Origin of the sequence: Chryseobacterium sp. PET-29 (genome assembly GCF_025736815.1) — a bacterium.
Lineage (GTDB): Bacteria > Bacteroidota > Bacteroidia > Flavobacteriales > Weeksellaceae > Chryseobacterium > Chryseobacterium nepalense.
Window position 1 is genome coordinate 1918378 of the sequence record NZ_CP107053.1, and the last position, 21302, is coordinate 1939679.

The 21302-nt window shown below is 36.8% G+C and carries 22 protein-coding genes; 14 read left to right on the forward strand and 8 right to left on the reverse strand.

Annotated features, from left to right (window positions below; translation table 11 throughout):
- The first annotated feature begins 161 nt into the window (after positions 1-161).
- The 4 genes from ODE14_RS08410 to tpiA all read left to right on the forward strand — a co-directional run bounded on the left by ODE14_RS08410 (position 162) and on the right by tpiA (position 3056).
- Positions 162-725, forward strand: a complete 564-nt coding sequence (locus tag ODE14_RS08410; RefSeq protein ID WP_248392046.1) for a DUF1599 domain-containing protein — start codon at positions 162-164, stop codon at positions 723-725.
- Positions 726-730: 5 nt separating this feature from the next.
- Complete coding sequence (locus ODE14_RS08415; protein ID WP_263603722.1) at positions 731-1840, forward strand: BT_3928 family protein; 1110 nt, start codon at positions 731-733, stop codon at positions 1838-1840.
- Positions 1841-1881: 41 nt separating this feature from the next.
- Positions 1882-2232: a TerB family tellurite resistance protein gene (locus ODE14_RS08420; RefSeq protein WP_263603723.1), complete on the forward strand. Its 351-nt coding sequence runs from the start codon at positions 1882-1884 to the stop codon at positions 2230-2232.
- A gap of 65 nt (positions 2233-2297) precedes the next feature.
- The gene (gene tpiA, locus ODE14_RS08425; RefSeq protein ID WP_263603724.1) at positions 2298-3056 is read left to right on the forward strand and encodes a triose-phosphate isomerase; all 759 of its coding nucleotides are present in this window, start codon (positions 2298-2300) and stop codon (positions 3054-3056) included.
- Positions 3057-3135: 79 nt separating this feature from the next.
- On the opposite strand, the gene ODE14_RS08430 is transcribed toward tpiA, so the two are convergent.
- The 3 genes from ODE14_RS08430 to dnaG all read right to left on the reverse strand — a co-directional run bounded on the left by ODE14_RS08430 (position 3136) and on the right by dnaG (position 6762).
- A complete protein-coding gene (locus ODE14_RS08430) occupies positions 3136-3684 on the reverse strand; it encodes a type 1 glutamine amidotransferase domain-containing protein (protein ID WP_263603725.1) in 549 nt (182 codons plus the stop codon).
- Between the two features lie 302 nt (positions 3685-3986).
- Positions 3987-4673 carry an ATP-dependent Clp endopeptidase proteolytic subunit ClpP gene (gene clpP / locus ODE14_RS08435; RefSeq protein ID WP_089999356.1) on the reverse strand — a complete coding sequence of 229 codons (687 nt, stop codon included), beginning with the start codon at positions 4671-4673 and terminating at the stop codon, positions 3987-3989.
- 109 nt (positions 4674-4782) lie between these two features.
- On the reverse strand, positions 4783-6762 hold the full coding sequence (gene dnaG, locus ODE14_RS08440) for a DNA primase (protein WP_263603726.1): 1980 nt from the start codon (positions 6760-6762) through the stop codon (positions 4783-4785).
- 122 nt (positions 6763-6884) lie between these two features.
- Between dnaG and ODE14_RS08445 the strand changes: the two genes are divergently transcribed.
- From ODE14_RS08445 to ODE14_RS08490, 10 genes are all read left to right on the forward strand, one after another.
- Complete coding sequence (locus tag ODE14_RS08445) at positions 6885-7499, forward strand: transglycosylase domain-containing protein (protein WP_263603727.1); 615 nt, start codon at positions 6885-6887, stop codon at positions 7497-7499.
- A gap of 112 nt (positions 7500-7611) precedes the next feature.
- The gene (gene tsaE / locus ODE14_RS08450) at positions 7612-8019 is read left to right on the forward strand and encodes a tRNA (adenosine(37)-N6)-threonylcarbamoyltransferase complex ATPase subunit type 1 TsaE (RefSeq protein ID WP_263603728.1); all 408 of its coding nucleotides are present in this window, start codon (positions 7612-7614) and stop codon (positions 8017-8019) included.
- 68 nt (positions 8020-8087) lie between these two features.
- Entirely contained in the window at positions 8088-9281 is a 1194-nt protein-coding gene (locus tag ODE14_RS08455; RefSeq protein ID WP_248392030.1) for an alanine dehydrogenase, read from the forward strand.
- The gene (locus ODE14_RS08460; RefSeq protein WP_248392028.1) at positions 9281-9652 is read left to right on the forward strand and encodes a hypothetical protein; all 372 of its coding nucleotides are present in this window, start codon (positions 9281-9283) and stop codon (positions 9650-9652) included. The genes ODE14_RS08455 and ODE14_RS08460 overlap by 1 nt, the downstream gene beginning before the upstream one ends.
- A gap of 20 nt (positions 9653-9672) precedes the next feature.
- Positions 9673-10167, forward strand: a complete 495-nt coding sequence (locus ODE14_RS08465; protein WP_248392026.1) for a hypothetical protein — start codon at positions 9673-9675, stop codon at positions 10165-10167.
- Positions 10168-10173: 6 nt separating this feature from the next.
- Positions 10174-10944: a histidine kinase gene (locus tag ODE14_RS08470; protein WP_248392024.1), complete on the forward strand. Its 771-nt coding sequence runs from the start codon at positions 10174-10176 to the stop codon at positions 10942-10944.
- Positions 10922-11629 carry a LytR/AlgR family response regulator transcription factor gene (locus ODE14_RS08475; protein WP_248392022.1) on the forward strand — a complete coding sequence of 236 codons (708 nt, stop codon included), beginning with the start codon at positions 10922-10924 and terminating at the stop codon, positions 11627-11629. The genes ODE14_RS08470 and ODE14_RS08475 overlap by 23 nt, the downstream gene beginning before the upstream one ends.
- Positions 11630-11734: 105 nt before the next feature.
- Complete coding sequence (locus ODE14_RS08480) at positions 11735-12124, forward strand: hypothetical protein (RefSeq protein WP_248392020.1); 390 nt, start codon at positions 11735-11737, stop codon at positions 12122-12124.
- A gap of 106 nt (positions 12125-12230) precedes the next feature.
- The gene (locus ODE14_RS08485) at positions 12231-14507 is read left to right on the forward strand and encodes a cation:proton antiporter (protein WP_263603829.1); all 2277 of its coding nucleotides are present in this window, start codon (positions 12231-12233) and stop codon (positions 14505-14507) included.
- A gap of 269 nt (positions 14508-14776) precedes the next feature.
- Positions 14777-15622: a prephenate dehydrogenase gene (locus ODE14_RS08490; RefSeq protein ID WP_263603729.1), complete on the forward strand. Its 846-nt coding sequence runs from the start codon at positions 14777-14779 to the stop codon at positions 15620-15622.
- Between the two features lie 200 nt (positions 15623-15822).
- Here the strand turns inward: ODE14_RS08490 and ODE14_RS08495 are convergent, their stop codons facing one another.
- From ODE14_RS08495 to ODE14_RS08515, 5 genes are all read right to left on the reverse strand, one after another.
- A complete protein-coding gene (locus ODE14_RS08495; protein WP_263603730.1) occupies positions 15823-17241 on the reverse strand; it encodes an L-serine ammonia-lyase in 1419 nt (472 codons plus the stop codon).
- A gap of 215 nt (positions 17242-17456) precedes the next feature.
- Positions 17457-18800: an ammonium transporter gene (locus ODE14_RS08500; RefSeq protein ID WP_248392014.1), complete on the reverse strand. Its 1344-nt coding sequence runs from the start codon at positions 18798-18800 to the stop codon at positions 17457-17459.
- Between the two features lie 109 nt (positions 18801-18909).
- Positions 18910-19551, reverse strand: coding sequence for an alpha/beta hydrolase (locus ODE14_RS08505; protein ID WP_263603731.1), 642 nt, complete (start codon positions 19549-19551; stop codon positions 18910-18912).
- Positions 19552-19603: 52 nt separating this feature from the next.
- A complete protein-coding gene (locus ODE14_RS08510; protein ID WP_248392010.1) occupies positions 19604-20386 on the reverse strand; it encodes a hypothetical protein in 783 nt (260 codons plus the stop codon).
- 270 nt (positions 20387-20656) lie between these two features.
- Positions 20657-21289 carry a YceI family protein gene (locus ODE14_RS08515; RefSeq protein ID WP_263603732.1) on the reverse strand — a complete coding sequence of 211 codons (633 nt, stop codon included), beginning with the start codon at positions 21287-21289 and terminating at the stop codon, positions 20657-20659.
- Between the last annotated feature and the right edge of the window lie 13 nt (positions 21290-21302).

Below are 21302 nucleotides of genomic sequence, written 5' to 3' on the forward strand. Positions count from 1 at the left end.
ATCTTACAAAAATAAAAAATAAAACCTTTATCACTCAAAAAACTCAAACTCAAAAACTCAAACGCTTATACGCTCCTACCCGAAAACGCTACATTCTAAACTCTTCCACCAAAACAGTGCAACACACAAAATTTCGTATATTTGGGAGATTAAGAAAATTTATGTCAGAAACATCAGTACAGTTTGAGAAAATTATCAGCCAGTGCCGTGAGCTGTTCAGCAAGAAATTACAGGATTACGGGCCGGCGTGGAGGGTTCTAAGACCAAGCTCTATTACAGATCAGATTTATATTAAAGTCAACAGAATCCGTACGCTGCAGATGACCGGAAAAAAAATGGTTGATGAAAGTGAAGAAGATGAATTTGTGGCGATTATCAATTATTCGATCATTGCGCTTATCCAGCTTGAGAAAGGATTTTCTAATGATTTTAATGAAAATAAGCAAGAAATTCTGAATCTGTATGATCAATATGCAACTGAGGCCAGAAAACTGATGGAACGAAAAAATCATGATTACGGCGAGGCATGGAGAGATATGCGCATTTCATCGATTACGGACCTGATTTACCAGAAAGTTTTAAGAACCAAACAAATTGAAGATAACCAAGGAGTTACCGTTGTTTCCGAAGGGCTGGATGCCAATTATTTTGACATGCTGAATTATTCCGTTTTCTGTCTTATCAAATTTTCTGAAAAGAAAAACAGTATAGAATCTCAAAACTAATTTATATGATTAAAGGTTTATTACGTTTCGTTATTGCCGTTATTTTCATTCTTTCGGGGTTTGTAAAAGCGGTGGACCTGATCGGTTTTTCCTTTAAAATGGAAGAATACTTCTCTCCTGCTGTCTTCAATATGCCGTTTTTTGAAAAGTTTGCGCTGTTGTTTTCGATAATCGTTGTGATTCTCGAACTTCTGTTAGGATTTATGCTGTTGCTTAAACTGAAGCTTAAATTTACCATTTCAGCATTGATTGCCCTGTGTGTATTCTTTGGTTTCCTAACATTTTATTCGGCATACTTTAATGTAGTAACAGATTGCGGATGCTTTGGAGATGCCATTAAATTTACACCATGGCAAAGTTTTATCAAAGATATTGTGCTCTTATTAGCTTTAATAATCTTATTTATACTTTACAGAAAAGAGTTCAGGAAAAAAGATGTGTACAGCTATGGTGAAAAGGAAGAATCCAATAAGGTGAGGTACATCCTGTTAACGATATTTTGTTTGATAATGATCGGCATTGGAACATATGGAATAATATATGAACCTGTGATTGATTTCCGTGACTATAAAATTGGTACCGACCTGAAGGCGGAGAAAGAAAAAATCAACAGAAATCCTTCGGAATACAAGACTTTTTATTCGCTTAAAAATGAGAAAACCGGAGAAACGCTGAAGGTAAACCAAGATGATTATATTAAAGAAACAAAATACTGGGCAGAAGGATCGCCTTGGAAAATCGAGGAAGGAAAAAATGAATCTGTCCTTATCAAAGAAGGCTATAAATCTGAAATTGTAAAGTTTAAGATTGAAGATCCTACAGGAATGGAGGTTACAGAAGAAATCATCAACGCCCCGAAAGCAATTCTTGTTTTCTCCTATCACCCGAAAGACGTTTCCCCTGAATTACTGAAACAGGTGGAAGCCAAAGTAAAAGCTCAAAAAGCCAATATTGTGTATGGCGTTTCTACAGAACCGAACACTTTCAAAACCATTAAAAATATGATGATGGACGGCACCGCAATTAAAACAATAGCGAGAAGCAATCCTTTTGTGCTTGTTTTAGAGAACGGAAAAATTATCGACAAACAGCCCGCAAAGGAATATATTAAATAGCCCTATCAAATTTTAATAAACACTAAACTTTATATTTACTCATGCAGAAATCTAATAAATCGATTGCAGGATACCATTTATTGATGATCTTATCTTCGGTAGACGGAGAATTTGCTCCGGAAGAAGGAATGTTGGTACAGCAATATCTGGCAGACGAATTTCCTTTCAAAATGGATCTTGATAATGAACTTGAAACCATTGCCCTTCTAAAACCTGAAGAATGGAAAGGACATTTTGAGTTCCATGCCCGTTGCTTCTATTACGATTCTACGGAAGAGGAGCGTCAAAACTTTATCCAATTTGCCAAAACGCTTATAAAAGCCGATAATAAGGTAACCGATGAAGAGCATTCATATTACACTCTTTTGAAAAAAATCTGGAATATTAATTAACTGGAATCAGATTAGAAATTGGAATTCAATTTTGGTCTGATTTAACTTCAAAAATAAAAGAAACTATGAGAAGAAAAATAGTTGCGGGAAACTGGAAAATGAATAAAAACGTAATTGATGCACAACAGTTGATGGTTCAGTTACTAAGCTATAAAAACAATAATGCGACCAACTGTGAGGTATGGATCGCGCCGCCAGCTTTATATTTAATGATGGCAAAAGATATTTTCGAGAAAGATGAAATCGGCGTTTTTGCGCAGGATATGAGTGAGTATGAAAGCGGTGCCTACACCGGAGAAATTTCTGCAGACATGCTTGAATCAATTGATGCATCCGGTTCTCTGATCGGACATTCTGAAAGAAGACAATATCACGGTGAAACCGATTCCCACTGTAACAAAAAAGTGAAACTGGCTTTAGATAAAGGTTTAATTCCGGTATACTGTAATGGTGAAACCCTGGAACAGAGAAAAGCCGGACAACATTTTGAAGTGGTAAAAAACCAGACTGAAGTTGCTCTTTTCACTCTTTCTGCAGAGGAAATTAAAAAAGTAGTAATTGCTTACGAACCGGTTTGGGCCATCGGAACCGGAGAAACAGCAACTCCAGAACAGGCTCAGGAAATTCACGCACATATCAGAAGCATCATTGCCGAAAAATACGGACAGGAAGTAGCTGATGAGGTTTCTATTCTGTACGGAGGTTCCGTAAAACCGGACAATGCAAAAGAAATTTTCTCCCAGCCTGATATTGATGGCGGACTGATTGGCGGTGCTGCGCTAAAGCTGGAAGATTTTTCAAAAATCATTGAGGCTTTTAACTAAAAGAATCTCATTAATTAATAAAATTTCGGCGGCATCTTCGATGCCGCCGAATTTTTTATTATTCTTATTAATTAGTGAGTTACAAAGTCTGCTCTTCATGTTTCCCTTCTTTGATCTCTTCCACCATTTTGGCATTGAAAGCCGGAAGATCTTTAGGAGTACGACTGGTAACCAATCCGTTATCGACCACGACTTCACTGTCTTCCCACTGTGCTCCTGCATTTTTAAGGTCCTGGCTGATAGAATTTACGGAAGTCATATTTCTGCCATCAACTACTTCAGCGTTGATAAGGATCTGCGGTCCGTGACAAATGGCGGCCACCGGCTTTTGCTGCTGGAAAAAATCTTTTACGAAAGACAGTGCGCTTTCATTTGTTCTTAACTGATCAGGATTGATGACACCTCCCGGCAAAACCAATGCGTCATAATCGGAAGCGTTTGCTTGATCTAATGTCTTATCAACAGGATATTCCTGCCCCCAGTCTTTTTCAGCCCAGGCTTTGATTGATCCTGATTCCGGACTGATGATATGAGCAGTCCAGCCCTGTTGTTCTAAATGTTCTTTTGGAGATTTTAATTCGCTTTCTTCAAAACCGTGTGTTGCTAAAATTGCAATTTTCTTTGACATAATTTTTATGATTTAAGTGTTATGCCATTTTAATTGGAAAAATAATGCCATTAGACAGTTTAATTTTATAAAGTTTGTTAAAGTCTTGATTTCTGATCCGAAATCGGCCTTTTGATTATAAACTTTAACAAGCCTGTCGTTTTAGCCCGGATTGAAGCAATTGTCTGAGCTCATTTTCAAGTTTGAGGCGGCCGGCTCGTGCCGCTCTAAACTTGAAAATAGCGAGTGCGGAAAGCCGGAAAAAGCTCCTAATAAAAAAACGCACCAAACAAATTGATGCGCCTTTTGTATTTTTACAAAAATTATTTTTTGTCTTTGGATCTTTGTAGTACTTCGTCTACCATTCCGAAACCTTTCGCTTCTTCGGAGGTCATCCAATAATCACGGTCTGATGCTTTTTCAACCCATTCATACGTTTGTCCGGAGTGTTCGGAGATGATTTCGTATAATTCTTTTTTCAGTTTTAACATCTCTCTTAAGTTGATTTCCATGTCAGAAGCTACCCCTTGTGCACCTCCTGAAGGCTGGTGAATCATCACTCTTGAATGTTTTAATGCAGAACGTTTTCCTTTTTCTCCGGCAACCAGTAATACAGCTCCCATTGAAGCGGCAATTCCTGTACAAATCGTAGCTACATCCGGCTTAATGATCTGCATGGTATCGTAAATCCCCAATCCGGCATATACACTTCCACCCGGCGAGTTGATATAAATCTGAATGTCTTTGGAAGGATCTGCACTCTCTAAGAAAAGGAGCTGAGCCGTAACGATATTCGCTACCTGATCGTCAATTCCTGTTCCCAGGAAAATGATTCTGTCCATCATGAGACGTGAAAATACATCCATCTGAGCAACGTTCAATCTTCTTTCTTCCATGATGTACGGTGTAAGATTGGTAGGACCATACATTCCCATATACTGATCGGTAGCCAGACCGCTGTTTCCTAAGTGCTTTACAGAGAAATCTCTGAATTCTTTTTTAATGTCCATATTTCTGTTATGTATTATTAAATTTACGAAGTTTAAATTACAACTTTTATTCCTAAAATATTATAGGACTTTTTGTCACAGACTTTTTATAAAGAAAAAGAATTAAAGGTTATCTGTCAGAATAAATTCCGGTAATTGCAGAATAATTCAGAATTTTTGATAATTCTACTGACACGAGGGTGAGCATCTGGATTTTTTTGATCAGTTCAAAATATTTTCCCTCATCAGAATCTGCATGCTCTGTAAGCTCTTTTTTGGTTTTTAAAATCAGGAAATTCACATAGCGGAATTTATGGATCAGGATGTCACCGGCAACCTGTTCGGGAATTTTGTCACCATAATTTGGCGAAAAAATATTCCGGGTGGACCAGTCGTTCAGTTCGCTGTAAATATTCATGGAATTAACGGCTGCTTTACTGAGCTCTTCATCCATCAACCCAAAAAAGAAATTTCCTTTTCTCAGCTCTTCTTTTTCAATTCCCTCTTTGATATAATCTACGATTTTTTTGTTAAGTTCTACCTGGAATTCGTAGCCGTCTTCCTCAAAATGATGGAGAATTTCCTCAATGACCGTAATTTCATAGTTCTGTTCATCAGGTGTTGTCCGCTGCAGTATCACATCGCCATAGTTGAGCATGTGGTTGATAAGGTCATTCTCCAATTTCGTAACATTAAAAACAATTGGATCCACCTGGTCTCTCGGATCATCCACGATCTGCAGCTTGGCAGGCTGTTGCGCTTCGGCTTTCACCTGAGCTTTTTGGGTCTGGTTCTGTGTAATCTGTTTCTGAACATCCAGTTCATTGAAAAGACTCTGCTCCGAAAGTCCGAATTTATTAGAAACTTCTTTCAAATAAACTTCTCTTTTCAGGGCATTCTGAACAAAAGATACCGATTTTACAATATCCCGGATGGCTTCCGCTTTTTTAATCGGATCGTTACCGACTTCTTTCAGCAAAATCTCCGCTTTGAAGTCAATGAAATCCATTGCCTGGTTTTCAATGAACTTTTCAACATATTCCTGCGGGTGCTTTCTGGCAAATGAATCCGGATCATCTCCATCGGGGAACAAAAGAACGCGGATGTTCATCCCTTCGGTAAGCAGCATATCGATACTTCTGAAGCTGGCTTTTATCCCTGCATTGTCACCATCAAAAAGAATGGTAACATTCTCGGTAAGTCTTTTGATGAGTTTGATCTGCTCTGTGGTAAGTGAGGTTCCCGAACTGGCCACAACATTCTCGATTCCGGACATATGAAGTGAGATCACGTCCATATAACCTTCTACCAAAAGGCATACATTTTTTCTCGAAATAGCCTGCTTGCTCTGGTTCAGACCATACAGAACATTGGATTTATGGTAAATTTCCGTCTCCGGAGAATTGAGGTATTTGGCAGTCTTAACATTATTCTTGAGAATTCTCGCTCCAAAACCCAGCACTCTTCCTGAAAAACTGTGAATCGGGAAGATTACCCTTTCACGAAACCGATCCACTCCGGAAGGTGTATTTTCAGGGAATATGGAAAGTCCGGATTTCTCAAGGATTTCTTTTGTGTAGCCTTTTTCCAGCGCATAAGCCGTAAAAGCATTTTTCTGTTCTGGAGAATATCCGAGCTGGAATTTTTTAATGATATCATCTTTCAGCTCCCGCTCTTTAAAGTACGAAAGTCCGATGGATTTCCCTTCTTCCGAATCCCAGAGTATTTCCTGGAAATAATTGTTGGCTACTTCGTGGATCTTATAGAGCATATCCCTTTCCGAATGTGCCTGTTTGGCTTCTTCGGAATATTCACGCTGATCTTCCTCAATTTCAATTCCGTATTTTTTTGCGGCATGACGAAGTGCTTCAGGATAGGTGAAATTTTCAATTTCCATCAAAAAGGAAATCGCCGTTCCTCCCTTACCCGTAGAAAAATCTTTCCAGATCTGCTTACTGGCAGAAACCACAAAACTCGGCGTTTTCTCATCATGAAACGGACTGAGTCCTTTGTAATTAGACCCTGCCCTCTTCAGCTGTACATATTCTCCCACAATCTCTTCTACACGGATTGTTGAGAATATTTTATCAATGGTCTGTTTGGAAATCATGATGCAAAAATATACAAAAAAATGTTCTTAGTACAATATGACAAAATAACAATATAATTCCTTTCTAAGGTGATTTTAGAGTTTTATTTTAATTATTTTTGAATAAAATAGCTCCATTTTATATGATGAAATATTTTAAAATCTCTACAGCTTTAGCTTTTACAGCACTTGTTTTACTGTTCTTTTATGTTGAGTTTGGCGGAAGATTTATCATCGGTAATTCTGATAAACGAATGATTACTCACGAAATAAAAACCAGCGAAAAACTTCCAGAAAATTTCACCAATTTTTACAACACCCTTTATCCGAATGCGTTGCATGAAAATTCGTGGCACTTGTTATTGCAATCAGTAATAAATAAAAATAATCAAAGAAAGGAATGCCCTTGCAATATTACTGCTTTTCAAATGATGCCTGTTTTAGCAATTGACAACAAAAAAAGTATAGATCAGTTTGTTGTTGCCAGATATCTTGAACGTCATTACAGTCAGGAAGAATGTCTGGCATTTAATTTTAGCCATTTCGACTTTTTGGAAAACAGAAAAGGTATTTCGAAACTTTCTAAATCTTTATTCAAAAAGGATATTAAAGATTTAAAATCAATTGAAATGTCGGAAATTGTGTCCCTTTATGAAAATCCTGTAAAAAATAACCGTTACAGAAATCCTGAAAGAGCAAAAACACGAGCCGAATATTTAAATCAGACTTATATTATTAATTCTAAAAGTAAAAAATAAGTTTTAAAACTGTATTCGAAATTGCCACTAAAATCATGAATAAAAATGAAAATCCCTTAGTATTTTTTGTTTATAAATAATTTATTGTAATTAATTATCTTTGTTTAAAAATATGCAATTCACGATTCATCATATGGACGACTGGCAAGATATTGCGGAAAAAGTCGGTTCAGCATTACAACACAACATCCTTCTTCTCAAAGGCAATCTCGGAGCAGGAAAAACCACTTTTACCCAATTTCTTCTTAAAAAACTGGGAAGCCAAGATGAAGTAAGCTCTCCCACATATTCTATTGTTAATGAATACAGTACACCACAGGGAAAAGTATTTCATTTTGATTTGTACCGGTTAAAAAATATTGATGAAGTTTACGATATCGGAATTGAAGAATACCTGGACAATGCCTTTTTATGCATTATCGAGTGGCCCGAAGTGTACGAAGATGACTTTCACGGTCTTAAATACCACGAAATGAGCATTATCAACACAGGTGAACAGAGAGAAATCTCATTCGAGTAAATATTATGTATCTTTGTTTTCGAAATTGAATGTAAATAACGATCTGTAAGAATTTAATTATTTAAAGGATGAGTACTACAAATATTTTTACTCCTTTTACCGAAGAGGAACTGATGCCGAAAGAAGAGAAGCTGGAGGTCATCAAAAAAGGAAAACAATTCAGCATAGGAATTCCTAAAGAAACCTCCCTGAATGAAAGAAGAGCTTGTATCACCCCGGATGCTGTACAGGTTCTGGTAGAAAGTGGTCATGAAATCATTATAGAAGCCGGTGCCGGCCTCGGTTCTTTTTTTACAGATCTTCAGTATTCCGAGTCGGGCGCTAAGATTACCAACGATCCGAAAGAAGCTTTTTCCCAGGATCTTATCCTGAAGGTAAATCCTCCAACGGAAGAGGAAATTGAGTATATGCGTCCCAATACGTATCTTGTGTCTGCCCTTCAGATTAATCTCAGAGATAAAAATTATTTCCTGAAACTCGCAGAAAAGAAAGTAAATGCCATCGCTTTCGAATTTATTGTTGATGAATATAAACAATTGGCTTTAGTAAGACTTGTAGGCGAAATCGCAGGAACAGTTTCTATTTTATATGCCTCAGAATTATTAGCTTTATCAAATGGGCTGATGCTGGGAGGAATTACAGGTGTAAGGCCTGCTGAAGTGGTTATTCTGGGTGCAGGAATTGTTGGGGAATTCGCCACCAAAGCAGCCATCGGTTTAGGAGCCAGTGTAAGGGTTTTTGATAATTCACTTTCAAAGCTCAGAAGGCTTCATACCTTAGTAGACAGCCGGGTTCCTACTTCCATTATTGATCCCAAAGAATTAAAAAAAGCTTTACGAAGAGCAGATGTGGTGATCGGCGCTTTGCCAAGACTTAATATGACCCCGATTGTGACCGAAGATATGGTTATGAAAATGAAAAAAGGCAGCGTAATTATCGATATTACCATCGACAACGGAAAAGTTATTGAAACCTCCGAGCTTACCACCATGGAAGATCCTTACATCATTAAACACGGCGTGATTCACTGTGGACTTCCGAATCTAACCTCAAGAATGCCGAGAACAACAACGAAAGCCATATCAAATTTCTTCCTTTCCTACATTCTTCACTATGATGAAGAGGGCGGTTTTGAGAACATGCTGGTCCGCAAAAATGAAATGAAACAAAGCCTTTATATGTACAAGGGACGACATACAAAAAAGATCATCTGCGACCGTTTCGGGCTTACGTATCACGATATCAATCTTTTAATCTTCTAATGAAAAAACTCAAATTCTATATGATAGGTCTTATTCCGGGACTTATTATTGTATTTTTTATTTTAAACAAAAAAGGAGCAAGCTGCAGCGGATATCTTCCCAACAGCCGTGTCATCGCAGAAACGCTTTCCAAAGATTTCACGTATTCTGATCAGTTTAAAGCTGAAATGGCTGCATTGAATGTCAATGAAAAATTTTTAAAAGACAGCATCATCACCAAAGGAACAATTGATTTCGATAAAAGTCATGCCCAGAAAAAGCCTTGTCCCGATTATCTTTTAATATATCCTAAAGAGAATCCGGTTTATGAACTTACATTTGAAAAATGTGAGGAAAAAGCAACAATGACGTCTCTAAAAAAGCTGAAGTAGAATATTTTTGATGTAAAAGAATGAAAATAAGAAACAGATTATCCATATTTCTTTGTTTTTTATCTGCAATCATACTCAGTTCCTGCGAGGCTGTACTACATTACGAAGGAAATATTTATGATTATAAAAACGAACCCGTAGAAAATGCTTATATCGCTCTGGTTATCAACAATAAAGACACCATAACAGAAGCAGGAGATAAATTTGATACCATTTCGCCTGCGAAAAGAAAAGAATTGCGAAAAAAAGGAGTAAAAGATAATTTCAGGTATACTATTAAAGGACTTTCTGAACCGGTAAGATTGTACACCGATAAAAATGGATACTTTACAACAACTCCTTTTTTAGTAAGCTGTCTTTTTAAGTGTCCTAAAGTAAAAATGCTTGTGCAAAAAGATAAGCTCTCAAAAGAATTTACGATAGAGTCCCTTGAAAAAATTCATGTGAAAAATGATTCTATAAAACGCGGCTCTTTCAGAGAAAATATATCGGAAAAATATCTAATTTTTTTATAAAACTTAATGGACGGCAATTACTACATGATTCATGATTATCTGATATTCATCGGGGTTTTTGCTATTTTCTTTTTTTTAACGGTAAGTATTTATCTGTTTGGCCAGAACCAGAAGTTTAAGATTAACAATGCGAAACTGAGCGAAGCCAATAAAATGATTCAGCAACGGCTGAATGAAGTTCAGCTGGAGCACATCGGGACAAAGCTAAATCCTCATTTATTCAAAAATATACTCAATTCCGTACAGTCACATGCTTATCAGACCTATATGTCGCTGGATAAACTGGCAAATGTTTTAGATTATATTTTATATGAAAGCAATAGCAAATTTGTAAGCCCTAAAGAAGAATTAAATTTTGCTTTAAGCTTAATTGAGATTAATAAAATAAAGGTAAATCCCCTTTTTGATTTTAGAATTAAATCTAGAATAGACACAGCGGATCATCTGTATGAGGAAAAGGTTTTTGCTCCGCTTATTTCAGTAGATTTAATTGAAAATGCTTTTAAACATACGGATTTTTTGGCTCAGGATTCATTTATTGCCATACAGACGGAATTGCAGGATGGAATTTTTTCGATGAAGGTAAGCAATAAAGCTTCGCTTAAAAATACGCTGGAAAAAGAAAAAAGCGGATTCGGAAGCCAGTCTCTGGATCAGCGCCTGAAAATGATTTACAACAATTTCTACAGTCTGCATAAACAATCAAAAAACGGGATCTTCACAGCAGAATTAACCATCAATTTAGGAGAATTTTATGATAAAATGCGTTATTCTTGATGATGAATTATTAGCCATCAGCTATCTTAAACTTCTTTGTGAGCAGATTGAAAACGTAGAAGTGGTAAAGGCATTTAATGATCCTAACCTCTTTTTAAATGAAATAGAAAATATTGATTGTAATGTCTGTATTTTGGATATCGAAATGCCGGGAATGAATGGTCTTCAGGTAGCAGAACACATTCCGGATTCAAAAAAAATTATTTTTACCACAGCCTACAAAGAGTATGCAGCAGAAGCCTTTGACCTGAATGTTGTGGATTATGTGCGAAAGCCTATCAAAAGAGAAAGACTCGCGCAGGCGTTCGAAAAAGCCGGGAAACTTGTACAAAATACAACAAAAAAAGATTTCATCGAATGGAATACCAATATCGGCAAAACCATCATCTTTACCAATCAGATTGCCTACATCAGGACCTCGGAAATCGACAGTCGCGACAAGGACATTACACTCAGAGACGGAACAACGATCGTACTGAAAAACCTTAACTATAAAAACCTTCTGGAGATGCTTCCTGCAAAGGATTTCGCACAGGTTAACAAGAAAGAAATTGTCGCACTGTCTTCCATTAAAGTTTTTTCCACCAACGAAATTATTACTACTATTCCCGAAAACGACAGTTTTTTAAAACTGCAGATTGGTGAAGCTTATAAGCACGCCCTTCTGGATAGATTCGGAAAATAAAATTCAAAGATTACAGATTTCATTACAGAAGTTACTCTCTTCATTACATCTGTATTATTTAAAACGCTTCCCCGATGTACTTTTGCAGCTGATTAAATTTATCATATGAAAAAAATTTTTTATGCTGCAGCAATCATTGTATCCGGATTCTGTTTTTCTCAGGAAAAAAATTACGGAATAAAAGCCGGATTTTTTGACGGAATCGTTACTGCAGGCTATGTAGACCATGGAGCATTTATTAATTTTACAGGCCCAAATATCAGCTTTAAAAATAAAGATATTAAAATATTGATTGGAATGCTTCCATCGCTCAGAATTAAAGAAGATAAGTCGGAAGGAGCAAAAAACAGCACCATCATTCCTACGCTGGGAGCAGGATTAACCTTCATTTACAAAAAATTTGCATTGCAGGTTCCCCTATATTATAATACAAAAACAGCAACACAGGACGGTGCGTGGAAAACAGGCCTCGGGCTGGGATATTCTTTCAGATAAGGTTTCATTACATTATTTGAAACATTGATTACATTTAAAAAAAAACATAACACATCATCACTATATTCTTAAGAAATTTGTGTTTTAAAATAAGGAGATTATGAATTTGGGAAAATATAGGAATATTATTTTTTACGTAAGCACAATTGCATTCTTTTCGATGCTGATATACTGGTTTTTTGTTGAAGGAAAAACACTGGAAATCGGAGAAAATATAGCCCAGTCCAAAAATACAGGCTCTACCATGTGGGAAAGTTTCACCGAATCTTTTCTCGAAAACCTCCATCATCCTTTAGCCCTGTTATTGGCACAGATCGTTACCATCATTCTTGTCGCAAGGCTTTTCGGATGGATCTGCATCAAGATCAAGCAACCGTCCGTAATCGGTGAAATGATTGCAGGAATCGTTTTAGGCCCCTCCCTTGTAGGAATGTATTTCCCCGAATTTTCCGCATTCCTTTTCCCTAAAGAATCCTTAGGAAATCTACAGTTTTTAAGCCAGATCGGGCTGATCCTTTTCATGTATATCGTAGGTATGGAACTGGATCTAAGCGTATTGAGAAAAAAGGCTCATGATGCCGTAGTGATCAGTCATGCCAGTATTATTATTCCTTTTGCGCTGGGAGTAGGACTGTCTTATTTTATTTACCGGGAATTTGCTCCTGATGGAATTCAGTTTACCTCATTTGCCCTATTTATTGCAATTGCCATGAGTATTACTGCATTTCCGGTACTAGCCAGGATCGTTCAGGAAAGAAATCTTCAGAAAACCAAGCTCGGAACTGTGGTGATTACCTGTGCAGCAGCAGATGATATTACAGCATGGTGTATCTTGGCAGCAGTAATTGCGATTGTAAAAGCAGGATCTTTTGCCAGTTCGATTTATGTAATTTTAATGGCAATCGCATACGTATTTATTATGATAAAAATCGTGAGGCCTTTTTTAAAAAGAATCGGAGATCTTCAGGCTGGGAAAAATACGATCAACAAACCGATGGTCGCTATCTTTTTTTTAACCTTAATTCTTTCAGCATATACCACTGAAGTTATTGGTATTCATGCATTGTTCGGAGCTTTTATGGCTGGTGCAATCATGCCTGAAAATACTAAATTCCGAACCATGTTTATCGAAAAAATAGAAGATGTGGCCCTCGTGCTTTTGCTTCCGTTATTCTTCGTTTTCACCGGACTTCGTACACAGATAGGACTTTTAAATGACGGGCACCTCTGGATTACAGCAGGATTTATTATCCTAACCGCTGTTGTAGGAAAGTTTGCAGGCAGCACTTTAACGGCTAAATTTTTAGGCATCAACTGGAAAGAAAGTCTTACCATCGGAGCATTAATGAATACGAGAGGCCTTATGGAATTAATTGTCCTGAATATAGGATATGATCTTGGCGTTTTAAGTCCAGAAATTTTTGCCATGATGGTGATTATGGCCTTATTTACCACCTTTATGACGGGGCCTGCACTGGATTTTATCAATTTTATTTTTAAATCGAAAAAAGGAAATGATGAAAATAAAGCAGATGATGATGCCCAGTATAGAGTTTTACTCTCTTTTGATAATCCTGAATCCGGTAGTACCCTCCTCAAGCTCGCGCATGATTTCACAAAAAAAATGAATGCCAATAAAAGCATTACCGCTATGAATATTGCTCCAGTAAACGAAATGCATGCTTACGATATTAATGAATATGAAAACGAACAATTCAGAAATGTCATTGATACCTCACAGGAACTCAGCCTGAAAATCACTACACTTTTCAAAGCTTCTACAGACATTGAAAGTGATCTTACCCACATTTCAAACAAAGGAAATTATGATCTCCTGCTCATTATGTTGGGAAAATCAATGTATGAGGGAAGTTTATTGGGAAGGCTTTTAGGTTTTACTACCAAGATCATTAACCCTGAAAAGCTGCTTAATACCGTAAAAGGGAAAGGCAACATCTTCAACACATCTCCTTTTGACGATTTTACCCTTCAGATCTTAGATAAAACCAATATTCCCGTAGGTATTATGGTGGATAAAAATTTCAGCGCTGCAGATAAAGTATTCGTTCCGATATTTAATCTCAGTGATTTTTATCTCCTTGAATATGCCAAAAGGCTCATCAACAATAACAATTCCCAGATTATCATCCTTGATGTTGCCGGACAGATCCGGAGCAATATCGAAGTAAAAGAACTCATCAGGAGTATTGAACAGGTAGCCCCCAATCACATCACTTTATATAACGAGAAGAAAATTGAAAAAGAATTTCTCACTTCTCAGGACCTGATGCTGATCAGTAATAAAAGCTGGAAAAATCTGATTGACAGTAAAAGTCTCTGGCTTTCGGATATTCCTTCCACGTTGATCATCAGCAATCCTTAATAAAAGTGAATGGTGAATATCAAAAAGCAGTTAAAGCTCATTGTCAATCAGTTTGCTGTCATCATATAAATTGACAATTGACTGCGAAGTAAAATTCACCACTCACTTTTTAATTTCAATTAAAAAAATTGTTACCTTTGCCTTGTGATTACAAACATCAGAACATATTATTACGGAATTTTTAGCTCAGTTTTGGGATAAGGATTTCTTATATAGATAAACATAACCTCGTCCTTTGACGGGGTTTTTTATTTTAAAAAATTTAAAAGATGAAAATAAGTATTGTAGGGGTAGGTCTCATCGGCGGATCAATTGCCTTAAAACTAAAATCAAAAGGAATAGCAGACTTTATCTGTGGAATTGACAACAGCAGTAACCACCTGGATGAAGCACTGAAATTACATATTATTGATGCCCACGCTGATCTTGAAAACGGAATCAGAAATGCAGATCTCATCATTCTTGCGATTCCGGTGGATGCTGCAAGGAAACTTCTTCCAAAAATTCTTGATATTATTTCTGAAACCCAGACTGTCATGGATACCGGGTCTACCAAAGCCGGAATTGTACAAGCTGTAAAAAACCATCCCAAAAGATCAAGATTTGTTGCCTTTCACCCGATGTGGGGAACGGAAAACAGCGGTCCGAAATCTGCTGTTTCAGAAAGTTTTGCCGGAAAAGCGGGAGTCATCTGCAATAAGGAAGAATCTTCTGAAGACGCCCTGAAAACCGTAGAAAAAATTGTGGAAAGCCTTGATATGCATTTGATCTATATGGATGCGAAAGACCATGATGTTCACACGGCTTATATTTCACATATTTCTCATATCACTTCCTACGCACTTGCTAATACTGTTCTGGAAAAAGAACGTGAGGAAGAAACGATTTTCCAGCTGGCAAGTTCGGGATTTTCCAGTACGGTCCGACTCGCAAAATCACACCCTGAAATGTGGGTCCCGATCTTTCGGCAAAATAAAGAAAATGTTCTTGATGTCCTTAATGAGCATATCTCGCAGCTGCGAAAATTTAAATCGGCTTTAGAAAAAGAAAATTATGATTACCTGGGAGAACTGATTTCAAATGCCAACAAAATTAGGGGAATTTTAGATAAATAATTTTAATTAAAACAACTTTGACTGATTTTTTTCTACAAATTAGATTTAAAGCGATATTGCAGTATAAAGATATACCTGTGAAATTGATTGGTAACCTATAGGTTCCTATTTGTATTGTAACTCTGAAATTACAATATTAATTGAAAATCCTCAGAAATATTTCATTCCGAGGATTTTATTCTTTATAAATTAAACTAATCCTAACATTCCGCTACATTTACAGCTATTGCCAAACCACCTTCGGAAGTTTCCTTAAAACGGTCGTTCATAGAAAGGGCAGTTTCCCACATGGTTTGAATAACTTGGTCTAAACTTACCTTTGCTTTCGCCGGATCACTTTCCAGAGCGATATTGGCTGCGGTAATTGCCTTTATCGCGCCCATCGTATTTCTTTCAATACATGGAATCTGCACCAATCCTTTAATCGGGTCGCAGGTCATTCCCAAGTGATGTTCCATAGCGATTTCCGCAGCCATCAGAACCTGCCCTACACTGCCACCGAGAATTTCGGTAAGTCCTGCCGCTGCCATTGCCGAGGAAACCCCAACTTCTGCCTGACAGCCTCCCATTGCAGCAGAAATAGTCGCATTTTTCTTAAATAAAGTACCGATTTCTCCTGCCACCAGCAAAAACCGGATGATATCATCTTCACTCGTGAAAGGTGTAAAAGCCTGAGCATACATTAAAACCGCGGGAATTACACCGCTGGCCCCGTTCGTTGGTGCCGTAATGATTCTTCCGAAGCTTGCATTTTCTTCATTTACCGCCAATGCAAAACATGAAATCCATTTATTGATGTTGGTGAAATTTTCTTCCGCATCTACCACCTGCTGAAACCATTCGTCTTTATTTTTATAGATTTTATCTCCCAGCAGCTTGCTGTTAATTCCGGCAGCCCGACGCGAAACATTAAGTCCGCCTGGAAGAATACCTTCCTTATTCACACCTTTATAAATACATTCTTTGATCTGCTGCCAGATATACAATGCTTCTTTTTTCGTTTCTTCCTGGGACCTCCAGCTTTCTTCATTCATTAAAATAAGATCTGAAATTCTGGTAAGGCTAAGTTTCTCACAATATTTTACAATATCCGAAGATTTATGGCAAGGATATAAGGTACGGATACAATGTTTTTCAATAGATTTTTTCTCCTGGCTCATAATAAAACCTCCTCCTACAGAATAAAAATCCTGCGCTAATTCAGTTCCGTCCTCGAAAATGGCTTTAAAAATCATTCCATTCGGATGATAATCGAGCGACTGTTTCATATTTAATACCAGATGATGCCCGTAAATAAAAGGAATTTCTTTTTCACCACCGAGGTTGAGTTTTTGCGAACTTTTAATTTGTTCTATTTTTTCATCAATTTTTGTGGTATCAATGGTTTTAAAATCTTCACCATTTAATCCCAGCATCCCTGCAATATCAGTTCCGTGTCCGATCCCCGTTTTGGCAAGGGAACCGAAAAATTCAAGAAAAACTTCTTTCACTTCCGCAATTGATCTTTCTCTTTTTATAATTCTGATGAATGCAGAGGCCGCATTCCAGGGTCCCATTGTATGTGAACTGGACGGCCCAATTCCCACTTTTATAATTTCAAAAACCGATATTGATTCCATATAGAAATTCTCCTTTTTCTTTATCACAAAGATACATGATAAATCCAAATGCAAAAGCCGGAGATGAAAAATCAGCTCCGGCTTTCTAATTAAAACTATATGAACACTAGTAGATTCTTTTTATGTCAATAGTGAACGGTCAATTTGCTTGCAGTCAATTTTAAATTTACCGGAATCATTCACTATTTAAGATGACAATTCACTGTTTAAAACTCCTAACACAGGCTTTCTTCGTGCTGGGAAATATCTAATCCGAGATCTTCAGATTCCTCCGAAACCCTCAGTGTAATAATGCTGTTTGTAATTTTATATAAAAGTAATGATCCGAAAAACGTAAATACTGAAACCAGAAGCAGTGCCGCCATGTGATGTGCAAAAACTTCCAGACCGCCATGAAGAAGACTGGCATTTTCACCATGAGCAAAAATTGCGGTAAGAATCATTCCCATAATTCCACCGACACCATGACAGGCAAATACATCCAGTGTGTCGTCTATTTTTTTCAGCGCTTTCCAGTTCATCATCAGATTAGAAACAATTGCCGAAATAAATCCTATAAATAAACTTTCCGAAACCGAAACAAAACCACATCCGGGAGTAATTGCCACCAGACCGACCACTGCACCGATACATGCCCCTAAAGCAGAAACTTTTCTTTTGTTAATGCGATCGAAGAAAATCCAGGTCATCATCGCAGAAGCAGAGGCAATTGTTGTAGTCCCGAATGCTGTTGCCGCAGTGGCATTGGCACTAAGTGCCGAACCAGCATTAAATCCGAACCATCCAAACCAAAGCATTCCCGTTCCCAGGATCACATAGGAAATATTGGAAGGCTCATGATGCGGCCTTTTTCTGTTTCCCACTACCAAAGCACCGGCCAATGCTGCAAATCCTGCACTCATATGAACAACTGTTCCTCCTGCAAAGTCTTTTACACCAAAATATTTATTGAGAAGCCCGTCCGGATGCCAAACCATATGACAAAGCGGAGTATAGATAAAGATGCTAAAAAGCACCATGAATAAAAGATAAGAGATAAAACGTACCCTTTCCGCAAAAGATCCTGTAATCAAAGCAGGTGTAATTACGGCAAATTTCATCTGAAATAAAGCAAACAAGATAAACGGGATGGTAGATGCCATATATTTATGAGGAAGAACCCCTACTCTACTGAAGAAAGGATAGCTCAGCGGATTACCGATAATTCCGTAATGTTCCCCATTTAAAGTAAAGCCAATGGAATCTCCGAAAGATAAGGAAAAACCAATAACCACCCACAGAATAGAAATTACTCCCAATGCGATAAAGCTCTGAAGCATCGTAGAAATTACATTTTTTTTACCGACCATTCCTCCATAAAAGAACGAAAGTCCGGGAGTCATCAGCAAGACAAGTCCTGCAGCTGCAAGAATCCATGCGACATCGGCCCCTACAATATTTTCTTCACCAAGAAATTCTCCGGTATTCGGAAAGTCTGAAATAGGACTCCAGAACAGTCCGCCTACAGCAACAAGAGTAATGATACAGAATGAAACGATCCATTTTAAACCAACTGTCATAACAATTTATGTTTTACCCCTTCAAAAATAAACATAAATTTTTAAAAACAATTAAAAAAACCTCACAACCCCTAAAAAAATAACATAAAAATAATTTTAAATGCAAAATTTAATCAAACACCCCCTTTAATATTCCGGAAACTTCTTTTGATTTTGTTGCGGGAAACAAATGAGTTCCTCCTTTAATAATATAATCCGGTCTGCAGTTTTTAATCGGGAAGACGATGTCTTTATCTCCGAGAATTTGTATGACATCCGGGTTTTCTTCAAATTTCCAGTCGGATATTTTTTCAATAGACCATTTCAGATAATAAGGATCTCTCACCTGAAAATATTGGAAAATTCTTGGATTTTTAGGATCAAAAAACTTTCTGAACATAGAATAGATATTCGTTGTCTTTTCGTTGAAAAACCTTACAGGTAAAAGCTTCGGGATTCTGGTAACCTGCCCGGTTTTAATTAAAACTGATTTTTCCTTATCTGACCTGATACTCCCCAAAATAACTACTTTTTTCGCAGGCTTCAGTTTATTTATTTCCTGAACCAGAATTCCGCCAAAGGAATATCCCAAGAGGTAAAATGGCTCCGAGTCATCAATTTTCTCTGCCATTCTCTGTACATAATGTAAGAATTCTTCATTCTGGTCAGGAATCAGCCAGTCGATAAAAACAACTTCATGGTGTTTTGGGAACTGTATTTTTTCAAGTACTTTAAAATCTGCGCCAAGACCGCTTACTACATATATTTTCATAGTACTAAAATATAAAAAAGCATCAAGACATGATTTTTATATTATGTAAAAATTAATCTTTATGATTAGAAATTCTTGTAACGCTATCAATATTTAAGGTTGTAATATCATCAGAGGCTACCCATTCTAATATATACCCGTTACCTGTACCGAAAGGACTTGGAAGGCTTGCCTGGTCTGCAATTGACGTAAAATTGTATACAAGAATACCACTCGTTTTACCTGATGGTATAACACCACTTACTTCAAGCCTGAAACTTGAAGAAGGATTTCGTAAAATGAATTTTATATCCTGACTTAATATATTTGAGCTTTTGGTGTAATTGACAATAACTCTCCATTGATGCACCTGCCCTAAAACTTCATTTTCTATAAATCTACCTCCGTTATAGATCTTAATGTCGCTAACTGTAGAGTTTTCCGGCCAGCTTGTTGTAGGAGAAGAAGCATATACTAAAGGCAACGAATACGTAACCTGTCGTGTGGTATTAGCCGGAGTATTGCTCCAACTTGGTTTTACGCCACCACTAGATCCACCAGCATTAATTTTCACCACTCCTTCATTAGGTTTCGTGAGCTGCGTACTGTATATTACCGTGTTCCATGTACTACCGTCAAAATATCTTATTGCTTTGTTCGTAGAATCATATAATATCATCCCTGCAACCGGAGTAATAACCGATACAGGATCTGCAAGTCTCGGAAGGACCACTGCAGAATTTGCAGAAGTAATATCTAAAACTCCTTTTGGATTTGTTGTATTAATACCAACCTGTGCATTATTAATAGTAAATTTAATTGTAAATAAGAATAAAAGAATAATTTTAATTTTCATGATCGTGTAATTTTAATATAATTATTTTGATGTTATCAATAGCAAATATGTAACAATACATTGGGAAATCAAAAAAATAATCCAAAAAAATCAGATATACTTGGATTAAATTAAAATACATTCAGAACAAAATCAACAAAATCTTAAGTTATTAAAAATAATATAAATCACTTTTTAAAAAAACAAGAGTGGTATTCAGCAAATAACACTAAATACTAAAAAAGTGACTTCAAATGAAGCCACTCTATTTAATATAATTTAATCTAATTATTATTTCTTTTTTACAGGAGTTCTGTTTTCATTATCCAATTTCTCAGTAGAAATCTTAAACTGAATATCCATTTCGTTTTTAATGAAATAATCTTTAAGGGAAGATTGGTAGAATACTTTAAAATCTCTTCTGTTTAAGGAAAATTTTGCAGACTCTATCACCACAGTGAACTGTGTAATGTAAACATTTGCAGGGAAAGTGATGGTTTTTCTAACGCCTTTTATCGTAACATCTCCGTAAACCGTAGAGTTGAATTCGCTGTTTGCCAATGGAATAATCTTCGTTAAGTGGAATTTCGCTAACGGAAATTTTTTAACATCAAAGAAATTTGAACTTTTAAGATCATTCGTAAGTTTTACCATATCTTCATCCTGGCTTGAAACATCACCTGCCATAATCGATTTCATATCAACCACGAATTCTCCATCGATAAGAACGGTTTTGTCAAAAGTAAACTTTCCGCTTTTCAGCTTAACAGTCCCCGAATGTGTTGTAGGAACCGTTTTCACCACTTTATATCCCCACCATCTGATCTCAGACGATGTTACTTTTACCACTTTATCTCCTTTCTTCTGACCGAAAACAAATGACATGCATACACACATCATAGCAAACAATAGTAATCTTTTCATTCTTTTTTATTTA

Coding starts and splice junctions, on each gene's coding strand:
- ODE14_RS08465 (WP_248392026.1), top strand. CDS start 9,673: ATGAAAATAAGAAACAGATTATCCATATTTCTTTGTTTTTTATCTGCA.
- ODE14_RS08410 (WP_248392046.1), top strand. CDS start 162: ATGTCAGAAACATCAGTACAGTTTGAGAAAATTATCAGCCAGTGCCGT.
- tpiA (WP_263603724.1), top strand. CDS start 2,298: ATGAGAAGAAAAATAGTTGCGGGAAACTGGAAAATGAATAAAAACGTA.
- ODE14_RS08495 (WP_263603730.1), bottom strand. CDS start 17,241: ATGGAATCAATATCGGTTTTTGAAATTATAAAAGTGGGAATTGGGCCG.
- ODE14_RS08500 (WP_248392014.1), bottom strand. CDS start 18,800: ATGACAGTTGGTTTAAAATGGATCGTTTCATTCTGTATCATTACTCTT.
- ODE14_RS08475 (WP_248392022.1), top strand. CDS start 10,922: ATGATAAAATGCGTTATTCTTGATGATGAATTATTAGCCATCAGCTAT.
- ODE14_RS08490 (WP_263603729.1), top strand. CDS start 14,777: ATGAAAATAAGTATTGTAGGGGTAGGTCTCATCGGCGGATCAATTGCC.
- ODE14_RS08455 (WP_248392030.1), top strand. CDS start 8,088: ATGAGTACTACAAATATTTTTACTCCTTTTACCGAAGAGGAACTGATG.
- ODE14_RS08420 (WP_263603723.1), top strand. CDS start 1,882: ATGCAGAAATCTAATAAATCGATTGCAGGATACCATTTATTGATGATC.
- ODE14_RS08445 (WP_263603727.1), top strand. CDS start 6,885: ATGATGAAATATTTTAAAATCTCTACAGCTTTAGCTTTTACAGCACTT.
- ODE14_RS08460 (WP_248392028.1), top strand. CDS start 9,281: ATGAAAAAACTCAAATTCTATATGATAGGTCTTATTCCGGGACTTATT.
- ODE14_RS08430 (WP_263603725.1), bottom strand. CDS start 3,684: ATGTCAAAGAAAATTGCAATTTTAGCAACACACGGTTTTGAAGAAAGC.
- dnaG (WP_263603726.1), bottom strand. CDS start 6,762: ATGATTTCCAAACAGACCATTGATAAAATATTCTCAACAATCCGTGTA.
- clpP (WP_089999356.1), bottom strand. CDS start 4,673: ATGGACATTAAAAAAGAATTCAGAGATTTCTCTGTAAAGCACTTAGGA.
- ODE14_RS08505 (WP_263603731.1), bottom strand. CDS start 19,551: ATGAAAATATATGTAGTAAGCGGTCTTGGCGCAGATTTTAAAGTACTT.
- ODE14_RS08480 (WP_248392020.1), top strand. CDS start 11,735: ATGAAAAAAATTTTTTATGCTGCAGCAATCATTGTATCCGGATTCTGT.
- tsaE (WP_263603728.1), top strand. CDS start 7,612: ATGCAATTCACGATTCATCATATGGACGACTGGCAAGATATTGCGGAA.
- ODE14_RS08515 (WP_263603732.1), bottom strand. CDS start 21,289: ATGAAAAGATTACTATTGTTTGCTATGATGTGTGTATGCATGTCATTT.
- ODE14_RS08415 (WP_263603722.1), top strand. CDS start 731: ATGATTAAAGGTTTATTACGTTTCGTTATTGCCGTTATTTTCATTCTT.
- ODE14_RS08470 (WP_248392024.1), top strand. CDS start 10,174: ATGGACGGCAATTACTACATGATTCATGATTATCTGATATTCATCGGG.
- ODE14_RS08510 (WP_248392010.1), bottom strand. CDS start 20,386: ATGAAAATTAAAATTATTCTTTTATTCTTATTTACAATTAAATTTACT.